At 36.6% G+C, this 19,579-nt stretch carries 20 protein-coding genes; 2 read left to right on the plus strand and 18 right to left on the minus strand.

Features of this window, described 5'->3' with window-relative positions; all coding sequences use genetic code 11:
* Positions 1-226 precede the first annotated feature (226 nt).
* The 12 genes from ACYQ21_RS05170 to ACYQ21_RS05225 all read right to left on the minus strand — a co-directional run bounded on the left by ACYQ21_RS05170 (position 227) and on the right by ACYQ21_RS05225 (position 12,120).
* Positions 227-880, minus strand: a complete 654-nt coding sequence (locus ACYQ21_RS05170) for a hypothetical protein (RefSeq protein WP_460055993.1) — start codon at positions 878-880, stop codon at positions 227-229.
* A gap of 156 nt (positions 881-1,036) precedes the next feature.
* Positions 1,037-1,333 (minus strand): hypothetical protein, encoded by a 297-nt coding sequence (locus ACYQ21_RS05175; RefSeq protein WP_460055995.1) that lies wholly within the window; start codon positions 1,331-1,333, stop codon positions 1,037-1,039.
* Between the two features lie 359 nt (positions 1,334-1,692).
* The gene (locus ACYQ21_RS05180) at positions 1,693-2,337 is read right to left on the minus strand and encodes a hypothetical protein (protein WP_460055998.1); all 645 of its coding nucleotides are present in this window, start codon (positions 2,335-2,337) and stop codon (positions 1,693-1,695) included.
* Positions 2,338-2,952: an ABC transporter ATP-binding protein gene (locus tag ACYQ21_RS05185; RefSeq protein ID WP_460056000.1), complete on the minus strand. Its 615-nt coding sequence runs from the start codon at positions 2,950-2,952 to the stop codon at positions 2,338-2,340.
* Positions 2,949-5,108, minus strand: coding sequence for a hypothetical protein (locus tag ACYQ21_RS05190; protein ID WP_460056003.1), 2,160 nt, complete (start codon positions 5,106-5,108; stop codon positions 2,949-2,951). Before ACYQ21_RS05190 ends, ACYQ21_RS05185 begins: the two co-directional genes overlap by 4 nt.
* The gene (locus tag ACYQ21_RS05195) at positions 5,002-5,334 is read right to left on the minus strand and encodes a hypothetical protein (RefSeq protein ID WP_460056006.1); all 333 of its coding nucleotides are present in this window, start codon (positions 5,332-5,334) and stop codon (positions 5,002-5,004) included. Before ACYQ21_RS05195 ends, ACYQ21_RS05190 begins: the two co-directional genes overlap by 107 nt.
* 422 nt (positions 5,335-5,756) lie before the next feature.
* Entirely contained in the window at positions 5,757-6,620 is an 864-nt protein-coding gene (locus ACYQ21_RS05200; protein ID WP_460056009.1) for an Rgg/GadR/MutR family transcriptional regulator, read from the minus strand.
* A 110-nt stretch (positions 6,621-6,730) separates the two neighbouring features.
* A complete protein-coding gene (locus tag ACYQ21_RS05205) occupies positions 6,731-8,215 on the minus strand; it encodes a DUF4153 domain-containing protein (protein WP_460056011.1) in 1,485 nt (494 codons plus the stop codon).
* Between the two features lie 184 nt (positions 8,216-8,399).
* A complete protein-coding gene (locus tag ACYQ21_RS05210) occupies positions 8,400-8,621 on the minus strand; it encodes a helix-turn-helix domain-containing protein (protein ID WP_460056014.1) in 222 nt (73 codons plus the stop codon).
* A complete protein-coding gene (locus ACYQ21_RS05215; protein WP_460056015.1) occupies positions 8,621-9,076 on the minus strand; it encodes a DUF2975 domain-containing protein in 456 nt (151 codons plus the stop codon). Before ACYQ21_RS05215 ends, ACYQ21_RS05210 begins: the two co-directional genes overlap by 1 nt.
* Positions 9,077-9,251: 175 nt before the next feature.
* Entirely contained in the window at positions 9,252-10,712 is a 1,461-nt protein-coding gene (locus ACYQ21_RS05220) for a glycoside hydrolase family 1 protein (protein ID WP_460056018.1), read from the minus strand.
* 106 nt (positions 10,713-10,818) lie between these two features.
* Positions 10,819-12,120 (minus strand): PTS sugar transporter subunit IIC, encoded by a 1,302-nt coding sequence (locus ACYQ21_RS05225; protein WP_460056021.1) that lies wholly within the window; start codon positions 12,118-12,120, stop codon positions 10,819-10,821.
* A 300-nt stretch (positions 12,121-12,420) separates the two neighbouring features.
* On the opposite strand from ACYQ21_RS05225, the gene ACYQ21_RS05230 reads away from it, so the two are divergent.
* Together ACYQ21_RS05230 and ACYQ21_RS05235 are read left to right on the plus strand one after the other, a co-directional pair.
* Positions 12,421-12,825, plus strand: coding sequence for a hypothetical protein (locus tag ACYQ21_RS05230; RefSeq protein ID WP_460056023.1), 405 nt, complete (start codon positions 12,421-12,423; stop codon positions 12,823-12,825).
* Positions 12,822-13,229 (plus strand): SIS domain-containing protein, encoded by a 408-nt coding sequence (locus ACYQ21_RS05235; RefSeq protein WP_460056025.1) that lies wholly within the window; start codon positions 12,822-12,824, stop codon positions 13,227-13,229. Before ACYQ21_RS05230 ends, ACYQ21_RS05235 begins: the two co-directional genes overlap by 4 nt.
* A gap of 124 nt (positions 13,230-13,353) precedes the next feature.
* On the opposite strand, the gene ACYQ21_RS05240 is transcribed toward ACYQ21_RS05235, so the two are convergent.
* From ACYQ21_RS05240 to ACYQ21_RS05265, 6 genes are all read right to left on the minus strand, one after another.
* Positions 13,354-15,465: a heavy metal translocating P-type ATPase gene (locus ACYQ21_RS05240; RefSeq protein WP_460056028.1), complete on the minus strand. Its 2,112-nt coding sequence runs from the start codon at positions 15,463-15,465 to the stop codon at positions 13,354-13,356.
* The gene (locus tag ACYQ21_RS05245) at positions 15,458-15,823 is read right to left on the minus strand and encodes an ArsR/SmtB family transcription factor (protein ID WP_460056031.1); all 366 of its coding nucleotides are present in this window, start codon (positions 15,821-15,823) and stop codon (positions 15,458-15,460) included. Before ACYQ21_RS05245 ends, ACYQ21_RS05240 begins: the two co-directional genes overlap by 8 nt.
* Before the next feature lie 97 nt (positions 15,824-15,920).
* Positions 15,921-16,055 carry a FeoB-associated Cys-rich membrane protein gene (locus ACYQ21_RS05250; protein ID WP_460056033.1) on the minus strand — a complete coding sequence of 45 codons (135 nt, stop codon included), beginning with the start codon at positions 16,053-16,055 and terminating at the stop codon, positions 15,921-15,923.
* A complete protein-coding gene (gene feoB / locus ACYQ21_RS05255) occupies positions 16,052-18,154 on the minus strand; it encodes a ferrous iron transport protein B (protein WP_460056034.1) in 2,103 nt (700 codons plus the stop codon). The genes ACYQ21_RS05250 and feoB overlap by 4 nt, the downstream gene beginning before the upstream one ends.
* Positions 18,147-18,647, minus strand: a complete 501-nt coding sequence (locus ACYQ21_RS05260) for a FeoA family protein (protein WP_460056036.1) — start codon at positions 18,645-18,647, stop codon at positions 18,147-18,149. The genes feoB and ACYQ21_RS05260 overlap by 8 nt, the downstream gene beginning before the upstream one ends.
* Positions 18,648-18,855: 208 nt before the next feature.
* Positions 18,856-19,407 (minus strand): helix-turn-helix transcriptional regulator, encoded by a 552-nt coding sequence (locus ACYQ21_RS05265; RefSeq protein WP_460056039.1) that lies wholly within the window; start codon positions 19,405-19,407, stop codon positions 18,856-18,858.
* Between the last annotated feature and the right edge of the window lie 172 nt (positions 19,408-19,579).

Raw genomic sequence — 19,579 nt, forward strand, 5'->3', positions numbered from 1 at the left:
ATGGCGATTAATCTCAGAAAACTGATGGTAACCTGTCGGATATAGAAAAAAAGCAGGCTAGAACAATCAAAATTGATTGGATTAGCTTGCTTTTTATTTTAGTGACTGTGGACTTTTGTCCCAGCCTATTTATTTTTGAAAATTGAAATCGGGTTTGAAAATTGAATAACCAAAAACAATAATAAATTGGCCAATATAAGTAAGATGATAATGACGATTGATAACGTTAGAAATAAACTAATCCACCATTTAAAACGCCAACAAGTGTAAAAATACTCATGCTAAACACTAGATAACTCGCAATATCCGTTACTAGTTCTATCAAAGCATATTTTCTTAAAGTACCTAAACTTCTTCTGATAATTACCGCCTTACTTTTCAGTAGTTTCAACAACGTTAAGATTGTTATAAAAGTTATGATAATTCCCCAAGTAATTAAAGATTTCAAACCACTAAACAAGAGTGATAAACCTGACATTTGAGGTGAAAAGGCTGGAAATTTTTCAGAAATAATACCTTTACTTTTCAAAAAATCTAAATCAGCTTGACTCAGATTGTCCGATGACCAATAGCCACCAACCACATAACTATTTTTTAACTTTGTCAAATCTTCACCTTTTCCAAAAGTAAAGGTTTCTGTTTTGCCTGAAGTCACAACAGGATAATATAACTCTATATGATGCGTAACAGCAAATTGTTCTAAGATTTTAAAATAATCTTTGTTAGCTTTCATATCATCGACTTGCTTAATCGATAGAGTTTCCGATGCCGGATAGACGATGTATGATTTAATTTCTCGCACTTGAACAAATGATAGCAAGCCAAGAAAAAATGTAGCGATAAAAATAATTAGGTACTTACTTTGTAAGATTTTCTTCATATCAAGTGTTCACTCCTAAAAAGTAGATGACGATATTTTTTCAACAGATTGATATTCAAACAAGTATAAAACCAAAATTCACATATGGATTATGTCAATCATTTTGGTTTTACGGTTGATTGAACATGCAGTATTGAAGTCTACAAAATCAACCTATTATTGGTATTCCCACCAAGGCTCTGGCGTACTTGTGATTTCCCACGGTAGGTGTCCAACACTAATGGAACTAGTTTGCCCTGCACCTTTCCAACCACCAGTTTGGACTTTATTATTTTTGACAATATCTGCTTTGCCAGACATAGACCAATTCTTATAAGACGAGCTGACGTTTGTTAAGCTTATGTTGTGATCCCATTTATCTCTAGCCCAAGGATGAGGATAATCAGTGGCTGCGGATGCTTTCCCTCCTCCAACAGCTGCTCCACCTAATGTTACTGCCGCAACTGTTAACATTGCAATTTTTTTAATTTTCGTCATATTGACTCCTTCTATCTTGTCATTAGCATACTATCTCTCATTTAAAACAAAACGAATTAAATGGAGATAGATAAACACTTAAATTTTGAAAGTCGTTCGAACTAACTTATCAAGACTAATTCTACTACAAAAAAATCCCTAAATTTCAAAAATTGAGAATCTGCATGACTTGATGATAAAAATTGTATATTCTCTTGACTTTAAAACAAAAATTGATGATTCTCAGGACATGAAGCTAAAGTCCTGAGAATTATCAATTTGAAAAATTATCAACACCATTACTTTTTACTGTTAATAATTTTTTATCTTCTAACTTGAACGTCATTGTTCGTTTTTCATTTAACAGGTGTTAAAACAACTGAAACATTTGGATTGGTTGTTTTTATTGCTAAAAACCTTTTATTTTTCAATTTAATCTTTATGTTTTGCTTGTCATCTGTTACTTGGAAACTTTCCGAATCCTTTACATTTTCTGGTGCATAAACAACTATCTGCACCTCTCCTTGCGTAACATTTCCAGATTTATCTGTCCATGCCGTCAACTCCCCTTCAAAAGAAATAGTGTACTCTCCGCTTGGAAATTGTTCTCCAATTAAGTAATTTCCTGTATCAGTCAAGATGTAAGCATTATTACTTTCAGGGATTTTTTCAAATTTTGCTGGATTAAAAATTACCTCCTCGCCTGAATTTAAACTAACGGACTCATTTTTATTAAAATACTGCCCACGACGCGTTTTATCTAAATCTGGAATCTGACTACTTGATTTTTCTACTTCATTTGCTTTTAATGTTGTGATATCATAATAGCCTGCTTCTTTTATGTTAATTATTTTTACCGTGGACGATTCATTTTTTAATATCTGTTTAACACCTAAATCTTGTGTCGGACTTCCCTTTCCAAATAAATTTCTAGTAACAAAAAATATACCTAAACCAGCAATAATAAGTAATATTCCAAGCAAAACCAATTTCTTTTTCATCTATTTCCTCAAATCTTTCATATAAATAATCGTATCCATCTGATTCGCAAGCGCTAAATCATGTGTCGCAACAATTAAAGTTGTGTCTGCTGTAACCAAAGATAGTAATAATTCACCAACCTGTTCTCCAGTTTGGTCGTCTAAAGCACCTGTTGGTTCATCAGCCAAAATGATTTTAAGATTTTTTAATAACATTCGAGCAATAGCAACACGTTGAGCTTGACCGCCTGATAATTCATAAATCTTTAATTTTAAGTAAGACTCATCCAAGCCAACTTTTTCAAGTGCTATTATCTGCTTTTGCTTATCTTTTTCAATAATCTTCAAATTTTGAGCAACACTTTTATCATCAATCAAGGCATAACTTTGAAAAATATACCCTAAATAATCTTTAAAATATTGTTTTTCTTTCATCTGCCAAACATTCTTTGATGCTACCAAAACTTCGCCATTAGTCGGCTTTTCGAGACGTCCGATGGCATTTAATAAAGTCGTCTTACCACTGCCAGACGCACCGACTAAGGCATATGATTTTCCTGTTTCAAATTTTAAAGCCACATTTTGATAGACAATTTTCTCGCCAAAACTTTTACTCAATTCTTTTAATTCTATCAACTGATGTCTCCTCCTTTTAGGATGCTTAATTTATTTTGATGTAATTGACGAAATGCAACAAAATAAATGAGTAAAATCGCAAGCAAGTACACTGTAATTAAAATTAATGAAACCTCTCCAGTTTCTAACCAAAACCAGCAAACTACTTCCACCAAACTCAGTGTCATCAACAAAGATGCAAAGTGTCTATAAACAGAACGATGAAATCCTAACCCATTAAGGGTACGGATAATAATTTGCTTGCCATTAAGCTGAATCTGCATTTTCAAGAAATCATAGATGACTAATAGTTGCAATAAAAACATCACTAGTATCAAGGAAATGGAAGAAATAAACTGCCGATTCAAATCATTAACTGTATTTTCCAAACTCATTTTAACATTTTGGAAATGATTAACTTTTTGAATCAAATGATTATCAGTTAGTTTTTTCTGTAAGCCTCTTGCATCATACATCGCATCAAAGGTAAAATTGCCTATCAAAAAGTCAGTCTTTTCATTTTTGGGTAATTTTCCCCAGTCCAAGTCAATCAATATCATATCTTTCCTGTCACTATCTGGTAAAGATAAGTTTGACTCGCTTTCCAACATAAATAGGAAAATCTCTTGCCTATTTGGAACAAATTGCCAGTCAACCTCATCGTCTGATACAACATCAGACAGTCCTCTCAAAGCGATAAGTTTTATCTCCGACAAATCTTTTCGATATTTTTCAGGAATAAAGACTGTTACTGCTTTATCAGACTTAACTTGATATTGACTTTCTGGATGAATCTCTCTATTTAATTTCAATACTTGTGGATTGACAATATAAATTTTTTCGGCTATTTGAGGATTAACAGCTCTAATCTCTGCCCCTTTTCCTTCAACATAAACATCTACTTTACCAAACCAGCTCGCCTGCTCGTTTGCTAATTTGGAAATCAAAACATCATCACTTGAAATACTGTTCGCAAAGTTTCTCATGTTCTGATTGTCTAATTTCATCTGTTCATTTTTTTCAGCTGAATTTCCTTCCAGATTATCATCATCTAAAAAACTCCACCAGATTCTTGCATAATTTTCAGCAGGTTGCCATTCCTTGACCAAATGTTTTTGAGACAGATATTTAGGATAATTTTTACTGATTACCGACGTCTCATGCGTCAATAATACCGTACTCAACGCAATCACAATAAGCCATACGGCTTGTATTTTTTTACCACTTAGCTTATTTTTTTGAATATCTGAAATATTTGCAGTCATAACTTGCCACAAAAAAACGGTGTAAGCTATGATTTGTAAAATAAATAAAAGTACGACAATCATAGCTAAAGTTAGAAAGAAAGCCTTAACTTTAACTGTTGCGAAGTAGTCATTTATAGCCGAAATAGCTATTCCTAAAATAGCAAAACTAATCACGATTGTCACCAAAGACTTGAGAAAGCGATTAAAATTTCTGCTCTGGAAAATACCAAAACTCCGCTCAATTACTGCTTCTTTAAGCCTGATAACAAGCAAAGCGTAACTAACGACAAAAAACATGAGCAATAATACAAAGAACGATAAGGAATATAAATCCCCTCCTGTTAGAAATGACACAGCAACTAACCATATAGGGGTATTAAATATCTCAAATTTCAAGTTCATTTCACGTAAACTTTGCATTCTATTAGGTGGCATATTGCCAACAACATAATAACTGCCTTCCACGGTAGTTGATTTTAACAATTTTTGATCTCTGGTGTAGACTTTATCATTATTAAAAGTATTTTTTCTTGATCCAAATACGTAGCCACGTATTTCTCCAGCATCATTTAGAACATTTTTAATAATTGTTAATTGTTCAGTATTAGCAATTTCTTCTAGATACGTATAAAATTTTCCACTAGCAGTCTTACTTAGATTTTTTGTAATAATTATCGCATTATCAGACGGATAAGGTAATCCACCATTAGGGTCAAAAAAGTGCATACCCGCAAAAGCTAAGAAACAAAATAATAGCGAAAAGAAGACCAGCACAAACTGTGCTTGTGCTAACCTTCTAAAATCATTGATTCTTTTCAACATTTTAATTACCAAAGTAGTAAACATTCCAGCCAGGATATGACTTGGTCCCTGCATCCCATCTATCTTGCTTATGCGATGTACAAGCAGCACCATAATCTTTACTATCATAACTACGAGTGACACCTAAACGATTATTAACATAAGCAATAGAACCGTATTTACGAGTGTCTAAAACTGAATAATTTGAATAAGCATTAGTTGAACCACTTGTTGAACTATGATCCCATTGATCAATTAACCATGGATGTGGATTATCTGCATGGGCAACAACAACTGCTGTCCCTAATGTTGCTGCCGCAACTGTTAACATTGCAATTTTTTTAATTTTCGTCATATTGACTCCTTCTATCTTGTCATTAGCATGCTATCCCCCATTTAAAACAAAACGAAATGGAGATAGATAAACAATTAAGTTTTGAAAGTCGTTCGAACTAGCTTACAAGTCTAATTCTACTACAAAAAAATCCCTAAATTTCAAAAATTGAGAATCTGCATGACTTGATGATGAAAATTGTATATTCTCTTGACTTTAAAACAAAAATTGATAATTCTCAGGACTTTAGCTTTATGTCCTGAGAATTATCAATTTGATTCTTTTACCCTTGCAGATTCTCAATTCTGCATTTTAAAATATTTTCTGATGCTATAATAAATCTATCGAGTAAAACGAAAGGAGAAATTCAATATGTTAGCTTTTTTACGCTCACTTATTCCACCTATGCACTAACATAGAATAGAATATAAAGCAACTAGTGTTTAACGTTCTTTTGCCATAAACATCTCTATTCGTTTGGCAAAATCTGTAGCACCAAATTTTTTTAAAACCTGAATATCGCTCTGTATCTCCTCGAAAAGTTCAGAGCTTTTTTCACGTTTAAATTTAGAAAAAGTTTCAAAAATGTAAACTATAATTTTCCCTTCCATATCCCACGCATCCAAAAGTTCATCTAGCTCATTCTTAATTCTATTCGCTCGCGTGTACTGTTCATTACATACCATATGAACATATAAATTTACTAAAGCTTTTTTGACGTTATCTGCATGAGAATATAATAGATTAGATAGTTCATCGCTATCTAGCATCTCTAGCCCCAAATAATAGGCTTCTTTCAGACTTAACGCTTCCAAGCATGCAGAGAAAACATCAATTTCAAAAAGTGTCCATTGTTCGATACCTGTTAGATAGTCCTGAATGAGCTTTCGATCGTTATCTGTAATTAAATTTCCTCCTGACGAGTCAAATATCGTTACTTTAACCATGACATTATAGATTTTATCAATTTTTTTCTTAGCTCTTGGCTTTAATAACTTTTTCATCCCCTCTATGTCATTAGTTATAGCATAGTCACTCATTTGTTTCATAAAAACATGTAACCTACTGGGTTCATAAGTCGGCATCAAAGCAAAAAACTCGGTAGGGGTCATGTTAAGCCCCTGAATCGCTAATAAAAGACACTCAGCCGAAAACATGCTTTCACCTTTTTCAAAACGTGAAATTTGAGAACTATGCAGATAGCCTGTCTCAATCTCACCATAAGTATAGCCACGCGCTTCACGCGTTTTTTGATAGAATGTCCGCAATTCCATTTGTTCAGACATTTCTTCCTGTAATTTTGCCAAATATTTTCCTCCAATCTAAATAATAATAATGCAAAAACAACGGATATATCTACAATCATTTTATCATAATTAATAAGAATAGTCGAAAAATAAAAATTATTTTCAGAGGATCAATCAAGTGCACGCTTAATCTGTTTATCAGCTTGTAAACGTTGAACTGTTATCATCATTTTTTGATTGGCCATTTCGTTTTGCGTGTTAATCAGGTAACGCTTAACTTGATTTTTCAAGACGATGTTATCTGTTTTTTGATAAATATCATATGCTGTTGGGACGGCTTCTACACCGATTTTATCTAAAATGTCAGCATCAAATTCTGTGATTTTTCCTGTGCTAAATTGCTGAAAATTATACTGGGCTATCAGATTACCTGAATTGATGAAGCTGAGGCCAAGAATACAAAAGGCGACAAAAGCAGTTGTCAATCTTGTGTAATTGTAATCACGCCATAAAGCTGAGATAAAAATCGTGACACAGACAAATAGAATCATCATAAAAATCGAGGTGTTAAAACGTAAAATAGTTAACCCAAAGCTTGAGATATAAAGTAACATTTTAACTAATGCTGAGATGATGATGCCTAAAGTTTCAAGCCCGATTAGTGTCAAGCCGACTTGAATTTGTTTATTTTTCTCGCTCAGTACTTTGACAATCAAAAACATGGCAACGTTAATCAATGCAACGATTAGGAGTTGGAAGAAACCATTCCTTGCAGCTTCAACAACTTGATAATCAACTGTTTTGGCGGTTAATTTGAGACAAGTGATAATCGAGGCGCTCAAAAATAAGGCATAGATGAGAACGAATACACTGATTATCGTCATGAAAACCAGATTAGCGTGTCCTAGGGGCTTGATGGGAGAATGAGGGATTGGCTTAGATTTGAGATTTTGATTAATCAATCGACCGATATATAAGCCAATACAAATCGCAGCTAGAAGGATAAGTGTATTTTCTACTGTTACCCCAAGGGAGAAGGAAAATAAGGTGATGACCATTGTCGCAAATACGGCATCAGCATTGACTAATAGAACCATGACAAGCAACAAAAGTGGTGCAGAAATTGCTAAACCTATCATGATTTTAAAAAGGTGACTGCTTCTAAAGTTTAGACCAGCTTTTACTTGCCCGTTTAAAGTTGCTAGCTCTAATCCTTCTCTTCTCTCAAATCTTGCGGTTCTAATCACCAGACTGTCCCAAAAATCATAGACGATGTGATAATCCAAGCAACCATTTCTCCGAGCGCCGAGGAGAACTAAGAGCCAATAAGTTAGGCTAATCGCTAACTGCCACAGATTAACGCTTTGGAGGATTTTATTTTCAGTTAAGGTGATGGCTAGGCTTAGCAAGAGGACATAAGCCAGATAAAGCCATTGCGTTTTCGTCAATTTCAATTTTTTAGCTTTCAAGTAAACAAGGATACTGGCACAGAAAAAGATTGTCAAAATAGCCAACAATAGGCCACCACTCGCTGCCATAAAAAGTTTGATTGCTAAATAAGCAAGGAGGATCATCACTAGTGTAAAAATAATCTCTTGACTTTTAATCTGACGTGATTTAGTCTGCATTTTTTCTTTTACAATTTTTTCCAACATCATCTTTCTCATTTCTAAAGTCTGGGAATTATATACTCACTTAAAAACACGAGGCCTATCAACAAGACAAAAATAAGTGCAAATATTTGCCAAGATTTTAGTTTGCTATGCCTTGCTAAATAAATCGCTAGACTAATTAAAATCACGAAAACTGCTAACATGACTAAAGCCATCTGTTTGCTCCTTATCTGGTTTCATCAGAATCAGGTTGATACTCTAAAATATCTCCCGGTTGACAATTCAATTCCCGACAAAGCGCTTCAAGTGTACTAAATCGGACTGCTTTTGCTTTGTTATTTTTCAAAATGGATAAATTTGCTGGCGTTAAATCAATTCTTTCTGCCAATTCGCCTGCGCTCATTTTCCGTTTTGCCATCATCACATCAATATTAACAATAATTGCCATCAGATTGTAAAGGCATTTTCTTCTTTGATTAAAAGTGCTTGGCAGAACACATTTTTAATCACTCTGACGATCAAAGCCATAAAAGTTGCTGCGACTGCTAGAACACTCCATTGGAAATGATAAAAAGCAGAGACAAATAAGATAAGCGCAACTAGAATACAAGACCAGCTAATCAAACGGAGGTAACGAATATTCACTTGTTCAAAGACGATGTCTTTTTGAATATTGCGAACAAGACAAGCTAATAAGACTAAAATCCATAACATCGCAGTCATAGACACATACAAGGTCATGTAAAAATAAGTGAGATTGAGCCCTCTAATGCCATTTAATGGCAACAACAAGTTGACAAAATACCGCATATTAAACATCGTCACGATAATGGCAATGAAAAATATAGCTGTGACAACAAGTGTTAATCTTAACGATTGTTTCTGTGACCATTCCAATTTCATATCATTTTTTCTCCTTCATATTATCTATAATAAATAAATTTAAATCGTTTGTCAATGTTTTTTTATCGTTTTTCGATAATTTTTATTGAAATAAAAAATCTAGCGATAGACAAATACATGATTTGTGCTTGTATCACTAGGTTTTATTCAAATGAATTTAGTCTTATCTCAAAATTTACAAATCTTCACCATTGCTTGCAATCACTTGTCTGTACCAGTCGTAACTATCTTTAGGAACTCGTTTCAAGCTACCACAACCGTCATTATCTTTTTCAACATAAACGAAACCATAACGTTTACTCATTTCAGATGTACCAGAAGAAACCAAATCAACTGCTGACCAAGTTGTATAGCCTATCAAGTCAACACCATCTTGAATCGCTTTTTTCATCTGTTCGATATGTTGCTTAAGATAGTCGATACGGTAACTGTCATGAATTTTCCCGTCATCTGAAAGTTCATCATTAGCACCAAGTCCATTTTCTACAATAAACAAAGGAATTTGATAGCGATCATACATATCATTGAGGGTGTAACGCAAGCCAATCGGGTCAATCTGCCAGCCCCAATCTGAACTTTTAAGATAGGGATTTTTATTTAACTCGGTCAAATTGCCAGCGGTTTTTTCAACACTGTCATCAGCACTGGAAACACTCGACATATAATAACTAAAGGCTAGAAAATCAACGGTATTATCAGCTAAAGTCACCAAATCTTCTGGCTCTATGTCGAGTTCTATCCCATTATCATGGAAAAGTTTACTGGCATAACTTGGATATTTCCCGCGCACCAAAACATCAGTAAAGAAGTAGTTGTTCAATTGTTCATCAAGTATCATTTGCATGGCATTTTCAGGGTCAGCTGTCGCAGGGTAGCTTGTAAACTTTGCAACCATGCAACCTATCTGTGCGCTAGGATATTTCTCGTGTAAATCTTTAGCAATCAGGCTACTTGCAACGAATTGATGGTGTGCTGCTTGATAGCAGTCTTGTCCATAATTTTCAGAGGTTTCACGCAGCAAACCGGTTGACCAAAAAACATTAAACTTAGCACCGTTAATTTCATTAAAGGCAATCCAATACTTGACATCTTGCCCAAAGGTGTCAAACAAAACGTTGGCATACTTACGATACAAGGCAATCAGTTGCCGATTTTTCCACCCACCATATTCTAAAACCAAGTGTAAGGGCATATCAAAATGATTAATCGTCACAAGTGGTTCAAGCTTATATTTTTTTAATTCGGCAAAAACTTTTTGATAAAAGGCAATGCCATCTGCATTGGGAACTTCTTCCAAACCCGTCGGAAAAATGCGTGTCCAAGCAATTGAAAAACGAAAGACTGAAAAGCCCATTTCCGCACACAAACGAATATCCTCTTGGTAGTGATGATAAAAATCAATTCCTGTACGCTTGGGATATTTTGTAAGGTCTTGACTGTTACTTCCTTCTAAAACTTGTGCCAAGCGAACATTTTTCCGCTCTGCCCGTGGTGTTTCTTTCGTATGACACACGGCGACATCTGCGACAGATAAGCCTTTTCCTGCCACATCATAAGCACCTTCAATCTGACAAGCTGCGGTCGCACCTCCCCATAAAAAATCTTCTGGAAATGTTGCCTGATATTTTTTTAACATAATTGTCCTTTCTGCAATTTTACGGCATAAAATATTGAAACTTGACTTAGACTAGCAATCCTAGTAAATGGCGTTATTTACAACGCTAGTCCGCTCAAACTCTTTCTCACGCCGCGTTTTTTTCTTCTTCTAAGGCTTGGCTATCTGCAATTTTTAAGAATGGTAACCAAATCACAACTTGCACAACGATGAGAAGGGCTTGAACGATTAAGATTGGCAGACCCCCTTCAATCCAACCATAAGCAAGGGCAGGCACGCCTAATGTTAAGGTCACCCCTCGCAAGGTTTCAATCACATGGAAAACTTGTAAGAGATAAGGAACGACGAACATGATAATCGGACCAAGAATGAAGGGAATCATGAACATGGTATTCAAGACAAGTGGCATACCGAAAATGATAGGCTCGTTAATGCCAAAGAATGCTGCTGGCAAAGCCATTTTCCCAAGTGTTTTATAGCGTTTTGATTTGGCAACAAACGCCATTAAAATCGAAAAGCCAAGTAGCGCACCACTACCACTAAGACTTGTATAAGTCCCGATATGTTGGTAGGTAATCATATTTGGCAAGTCTTGCCCTTTTTCAAATGCCTGTAAATTCATGAGAGAAAGTGGTGTGAAAACAGCTTGAAGAATCGGGCGAATGACCAAGTGACCATGAATCCCAAAAAACCAGAGAATTTGACAAACTAAAATCAAGGTTATAAAAGCAAATGGATTATTGCCTAGTTTCATCAAAGGTTCGCCAATAATTGTATAGATGAACCCATTGGCATTTCCAAAGCTTGTTTGCTCAAACCCAAAACGAATAACTGAAAACAGAAGAACAAGAACTGCAATCGGAATAATTGAGGCAAAACTATTTGAAATTTGTGGTGGCACACCAGCCGGCATTTTTATCGTAATCTCACGTTTAATGAACCAAGAATAAATCAGAGGAACAAAAATACCAAGAATAATCCCCATGAACATCCCTTTAGCACCAAGATATTCTGTCGAAATCGCACCTTTGACGAAAACTTCTGTTCCATTTTCTAATTTTTCATCTGCACCTGTTGGTAGAAGCAAGAAAAAGATGACCAAAGCACCGATAGCTGCGAAAAAGCGTTCTTTTTCATGCCCTAGTTTTTGCGCCATCACATAAGCAATCGAGATGACTACGTAAACACCGAGCATGTCCGTTGTAATTTTACTTGCGTAACCAAAAATTGTGCCCAAATGGGTGATTTCTAAAAACTTTTGATAGGGGGAAAATTGAATCACCGAAAGTAAGGTTAAAATTGCGCCGATAATCGTTATCGGTAAAATAGCTGTAAACCCTTCTGAAACAGTCGACATATACTTGTTATGCTGGACTTTTTGACTCAGAGGGACAAGCTTAGCGTTGATAAAAGCGTCTAGTTTGTTCATGTTATAAACCTTCCTTTTAATTAAATGGTAGCGTGCCTTCAAAACATCGTCCTTGTTAAATACTAGAGTCTTTTTTAATTCATCTAACATTTGAGTAAAATTGAGATTGAAAGCCTGCTTACCTTTGTCATGACTATTCTATAATAGCGCTTTCTTAGATATTTTTCCGTTCTATCTTTGAAACGCTTTCATAAAATGAAAGGCTTGCATGATTTGAAAAAAATTATGATAGAATGGTTGTATACTTGCCAAATCATTGTTTGATGGCTTAGCTTGAACAAATTCAAACTGGAGACTCTCATGGAAATTTCTGATGTTAGACGTAAATTACAAGATATTGTCATCGCCTCAAGTGATGAAACTAATCTTCCCCCACTGATTGCCAAACGTTTACTGAACTTCTTAAAACTAGATTTTACGCAGTTTTCATTGGAAGAATTGGCAGATTATTGTTTAGTCTCTCCAGCGAGTTTAAGCCGCTTCATTCAAAAATTAGGCTACCACAACTATCAAGACTTTAAATCTGCTGTCCATATTACGCGTCATCGTGTCTATCAAGAAAACAGTGACAAGCAAAATGAAATTTATGCCCCAAATCTTTCCTTTGAAGCAAACAGTCAACGTTACGCTGAACTGATTAAAAAAGTATCGAAGCGACTGAAAATGCAATCAATTATGAGCAACTTGATAAGATTTGCCACTTGATTCATGACACGGAAAATATTTATCTCTTTGGTATTCACTCCTCTGGCGATATTTTAAGAGAATTGCAGTATGCTTTTTTAACTTTAGGTAAATTTGTCAATTATTATGATGGTCGCAATAATCAAAAAGATATCGCCAAACGGATTGAAGCCAATAGTTTGATTATTTTCCTATCGGTCTACGGCAATTTCTTTCGGCATATCGGAGACTTTCTAACTCAAATCAATCTCGAGACAAACAAAAGTGTTCTGATTACATCAAATAAGTCTTTTAGAATCCAGAAAGTTTTTGACGAAATCATTGATCTCGGTCTCTCTCCTTCTCAAAGTACAGGAAGTTATCAAGCCCAATTTATGATTGACTTGCTTTTTGCTAGATACCGCTATTTATTTCCTTCTGATTAATTTGTAAACGAAGAAATCTATAATTACCACCTTTTTAACTAACAAAAAATCGTAAGAATACGAGACATTCTTACGATTTTTTAGAGCTCATGCTGGCTTACTAATTCATACTTGAATTCGTCATTTACTTCACCCGCAGCAACCGAATACCATTCAATGTAACGATTATCGTTGCACCCATATCCGCTAGAATAGCTATCCAAAGTGTCAACCAACCTGGAATAACTAGCAACAAAGCAATGACTTTCAAAGCCAGTGAAAAAGTGATATTTTGTTTAATCGTCCGTAAGCTTTGACGGCTCAATCTGATGATGAAAGGAAGTTTAGCCAAATCATCACCCATTAACGTGATATCTGCGGTCTCTAAAGCTGTATCCATTCCTGCCACACCCATAGCGATGCCAACATTTGCCAGCGCTAAAGCTGGCGCATCATTTACGCCATCTCCTATCATGGCAACATGACCAAATGTTGCTTGGAGTCTTTGAATCTCTTGTCCTTTATCTGCTGGCATCAAATCTGATTTAACTGATGAGACACCTACTTCTTGACCAATCTGTTCTGCCGTAGCTTGGTTATCTCCTGTCAACATGACCATTGCTTTAATACCAAGTGCCTGTAGCTCTTGTATCATTTGTTGACTCGTTTGTCGGACTACATCTTGCATGCCGATAATCGCTAGAACGTCTTCACTTGTACCAAAGCAAATGACGGTTTTGCTTTCTTGCTGAAACTTTTGACAAATATTGGCTATCTCTGAACTTAACGGAAATAATTTAGGACTACCGATAAAGTAAGTCATATCTGAAATATCTCCCTGCACACCACGTCCTGTGAGTGATTTGAAATTATCAATACTAATCGGTGTCTCATCAATTCCTCGTTTTTGGCTAGCTGCTACAATAGCAGAGGCAAGGGGATGTTGCGCATAACTTTCCAAGGCTGATATTTTTTGAAGTAAGTCGGGTTCATTATAGCGTTCATCTACTACAACAAAGTCAGTTACTGTAGGCTTACCTTCTGTCAAAGTACCTGTTTTATCAAAGGCAATGGCTTGAAGTTTTCCGATTTTTTCTAAATAAATCCCGCCTTTAATCAAGACACCATGACGCGCAGCGTTACCGATGGCAGACACGATAGAAACTGGGGTTGAGATGACTAAAGAACACGGACAGCCGACGACTAGGACTGATAGTCCTTGGTAGAACCATCTCTGCCAGTTTCCGCCGAAAAGCAATGGTGGGACGATGACGATTAAGGTCGCTAGCAAGATGATGAATGGGGTGTAAATTTTCGCAAACTTGTCGACAAAAGCTTGGGCTGGCGCACGTTCACCTTGGGCTGCTTCAACGAGTTGGATAATTTTTGCAAGTGTTGTATCTGTTGCACGTTTTGTAACTTGAACTTCTAGGTAACCTGTTTCGTTAAGTGTTCCTGCAAAGACTTCATCTGAAATTCGTTTATCAACAGGTAGGGATTCTCCTGTAATGGCAGCTTGATTAACGGTTGAATCACCTTTTATAACGACACCATCCATGGCGATTTTCTGACCAGGTTTAATCAGCATAACATCATTGATTTGAATGTCCTGTACTGCGATGGTTTGCTCAAAATCATTACGGCGAATGGTTGCGACTTTTGGTACTACCTTAATCAAGGTGGAAATGGATTGGCGGGCACGTTCAGCGGCATAGCGCTCAAGCATTTCACTGATGGCAAAAAGAATCACAACAATCGCACCTTCCGCAAAATCACCAATCAGAGTTGCGCCAATAATCGCAATCGTCATCAACGTTGCCATTGAAAAGTCAAGTTTGATTAAATCCTTGACCCCTTCGCTGAAAAGTTGATAACCACCAATTAAAATCGCCATGATAAATAGTGTAGCCGTTAAAGCATGATGTTCGCCCAAGCCAAATTGACTGCCGAAAGCCACCATGATAAGCACTGCTGCAAGCAATTGATGTCGATTTTCATGCCAGAAAGCTAGCTTGTGATGACAGCTATCATCAGAAAGTGTTTCGTGTTCGGGTAGCACTTTAATGTTGTCAAAAGTTCCCGCTTGTTCAAGCTCTGCAACTGTTACTTGCCCTGTCACGGTTAGCTTGGCAGCGCCAAAATTAACCTTTGCTTCGCTCACACCTTCGAGTGCCTTGACATTTTTCTCAAATTTCGCTGAACAATTGGTACAGGATAAACCGACAAGTCTGTAAGTTACTGTTTCTGATTTAGCCATATATTACACCTTCTTGATAGTGATTTAAAATATCTAGCACAAGATGACGAATGACTGGATTTTCCAGTTTGTAATAGACCATTTTCCCGATTTTATCGTGGGTCAATATCATTAGTTTACTCAGCGCACGCAAATGATGAGAGGCTGTTGCCACTGTCGCCCCGATAATCAGCGCTAAATCACAGACACAGAGCTGTTCTTGTGTCGCTAAGGCATATAAAATCTTCACACGCCGTTCATCTGACAGCATCTTAAACAACTGACTGATGGCTAAAGTATTATGTAGCGCCAATTCTTCCTGAACAGTCGCTACTTTTGCTGCATCAAAACAGCGGATATCACAAATGTCTTCACTCATTTTTCTACTCCTCATACATTCAAATCTTGGTTTGAATGTTGATAGGTTCATTTTAGCATAAAGAAAAAACATATTCAAGTGATGATTTGAATATGTTTTATTTCATCCGCTCCTTAACTGGGCAAGAACAGCCACAGTCATCACAAGCACCACGCGATTTGATAAATTTATAAAAAGCATAACCAGCACCAGCAATGGCTAGAGCAAAAATAATAATCGTTTGGCTATTCATACAGTCACACTTTCTGATAATTGAGGCGCTTGATACACTGGTTTTCTAAAGACAAGGTAGCCAACCAGCACCAACATCAAAACGGCAAGCACTGCAAGGAAGCCCACATGACCAGTGACAAAGACAGTACCTAACTGATAAACGATAAAACTAAAGATATACGCAATCGCACATTGGAAACCAACTGCAATGCCTGTCCATTTTGCTGTTCCCATTTCACGATAAATGGCACCGATAGCGGCAAAACATGGTGCACAAAGTAAATTAAACAAGAGCAAGGTATAGGCAGATAAGGCAGTGAAATTACTCTGCATGGCAGTATTCAAAGCTGCGCCACCCTTGGCGTGGTAGAGAACACCCATCGTAGACACCAACGTTTCTTTGGCAAGTAACCCAGTAAAGGTTGAAACTGTCGCCTGCCAAGAAGTCCAACCTAGTGGTGCAAAAATCGGCAACATCACTCGACCAATTCCTGCCAAAATAGATTGCTCTGTATCAACGACCTGCATACGGAAATTGAAGGTCATTAGGAACCATAGCAATATCGTCATGGCAAGGATAATCGTTCCTGCACGCTTGATAAAACTCAAACCTTTATCTAATGCATAGCGTAAGACGTTTGACCATTTAGGCATGTGATAATTTGGTAACTCCATAATAAATGGTGTCACAGAACCACCTAATAATTTGGTCTTTTTCAGCATGATACCACTCATAACAATCGTAAAAATGCCTACAAAATAAGCACTTGGCGCTATCAGTGAATTATTAGGGAAAAGCGAGCCAGCCACCAAGGCAATAATCGGCAGCTTGGCTGAACAGGGCATGAAAGTTGTGACCATAATCGTAATGCGACGGTCTCTTTCATTTTCAATCGTTCGAGATGCCATCACACCCGGAATCCCACACCCTGTTGCAATCAACATAGGAATAAAAGATTTACCAGACAAACCAAATCGTCGGAAAATACGATCCATCACAAAAGCCACACGACTCATATAGCCTGAATCCTCCAGAATGCCCAAACAGATAAAGAGGACAAAAATTTGTGGGACGAAACCAAGAACAGCGCCGACTCCGGCGATAATGCCGTCCAGAATCAAACTCTGGCCAATTGGTGCGATATTTAAAAAATCAAGCACATTTTGTGCATAATGTGGGACAATTTCCCCAAACAATTTCTCATTTACAAAATCTGTTCCCATAGTGCCAACCGTCTGGATGCTGACATAGTAGACTGCCCACATGGCAAAGAGGAAGAAAGGGAAACCAAAAAAGCGAGAGGTCACAAATTGGTCAATTTTATCTGACACATTCAGTCGAACGCCTTGTGTTCGACTTTCGACCATGTCAGTCAGGGTTGTCAAATATTGGTAGCGCTCATTGACGACGATGCTTTGTCTATCATCCAGAAAAATAGCTTCTGCAATTGCAATAATTTCTGAGACTTCCTCAGCTTGTTTTGCTGATAATGACACACGTTCTATTATTTTTTCGTCATTTTCAAAAACCTTAATGAGTTCAAACCGATTGGTAATGTGCGTGACATTGGAAAGTTCCGTCAAGCTCGCCTCAAAGCGTTCGTCATAATGGAGTTGGACTTGTGAAGTCGTTGCTTTTTGACTTTGGTCAACTAAAGTATCAAATCCCTGATTTTTAAGGGCAGAGATATTGACAACGGGAACACCTAGCGAATAGGATAGCTTTTCCGTGTCGATGAAGATATTCTGTTTCACCAGCAAATCGGTCATGTTGAGGGCGATGACGACGGGTTTACCGATGTCAATTAGTTGCGTCGTCAGGTAAAGATTGCGCTCAATATTTGTGGCATCAACGACATTGATGATCACATCATAATCATCTGACAGCAGATAATCTCTTGTGACATTTTCCTCTGGCGTAAAGGGAGACAGGGAATAAATACCGGGTAAATCTTGGATGGTAATAGATTTATCTTTCGCGTATTTACCTGATTTTCGTTCAATCGTCACACCGGGCCAGTTGCCAACGTACTGATTAGCCCCCGTCAGGAGGTTAAAAGTTGATGTCTTACCAGAGTTGGGATTGCCGACCAGCGCAAATCGTTTGTTATCAGTCATTTTCTAGTACGCTCACTTCTACTTTTTCTGCCTCACTTTTGCGTAAGGTCAACTCATATCCTCTAACGTGTAATTCCATTGGATCGCCTAATGGTGCTACTTTTCTAACAAAGATACGTGTGCCTCGTGTCACACCCATGTCCAACAAGCGACGTTTTATCGCTGCTTCGGCAGGATCTGATGGATGTGCTACCGCAATACTAATGACCATGACCATCTGACCCGGTTTGACAGTGGAGAGTTTGGCTAAATTTCCGTGACCAACAAGTTTTTTTGACAAAGTAATATTATCTAGAATCGTATTATCTAGCGCCACACGCGAATTATGGATAAGGATAACCCCATTATTTTTATCACGATTCATCACCGCAACACGCGCATTTTTGACAAAACCTAAGTTTTGCAAGTGCTTTCTACTGTCAGGGTCGCCTTTTATGTCTGAAACAAAATAGGTTTGCTTCAAGGGACAGCTAGTTAATGTCATCATATTCATTTTTGAGCCTGCTTTTTATCAAAAGCAACCGTCATTCCTTTCAGATTTCAATGCTTAACAGATTTCACACTAAAGTGCAACTGATTTGTTTACTCATTTATTATAGCACAAAAAGTAAAAGGTTTTGGACAAAAACTAAAAAATTTTCCGATATTTTACAGAAAATCAAAAAAATCGAGCGTTTGTCTCGATTTTAAATCAATTACTATCAAAAAAGAAGCAAAGCTAGATAGATAATAATAAGTGTTACTGCTGTAGATAAGATAATTTTTAGTATCACACTCCAAATAGGACTTCTTCGATTGCTACGAAGAACTTTTCTCCCTTCCATATAAGCCACAATTTCGGAATAAGTTTGAATATCCAATTTTTTCTTGATTCTTTCAGCTTGAAACGCTGAATAAATCATGATGATAGCACCTAAGATACCAATTGTCAACCCGATAGTTTTCTGTGTTTTTATAAAAAATACAGTCCCAAAAATCATAACGCCAAACCCTATCATCATACCGAATGAATAGTTATGTAAAGTTGTGACACCTACTTGTTCCTTCATAACTTGAAGATCTCCTTTTACTAATTTGTCCAAGGAAATTTCAAAATAATCACCCATTAACAGTAGACTTTTCAAATCAGGGTATGATTTACCCGTTTCCCAATTTGAAATCGTTTGGCGGGATACGAAAACAATTTCTGCCAACTCATCTTGAGACAGATTTAATTTTTTCCGATAAGCTTTCAACTGCTCACTAATGTTCATCTTTGTTATCTCCTCCTAGCAAATTAATTCTAAGATAATATTCAATTATTGACCATCAAAATCAGTTGACATTGCCCCAAAATGACTGCAAAAAGTTTTTGACAAAATGATTTTACGGTATTTTTAGCCATTATATCGAAAAAAACAAGCCGAAGCTTGCTTTTTAATAGTC

This window comes from Pseudolactococcus yaeyamensis (genome assembly GCF_054658615.1).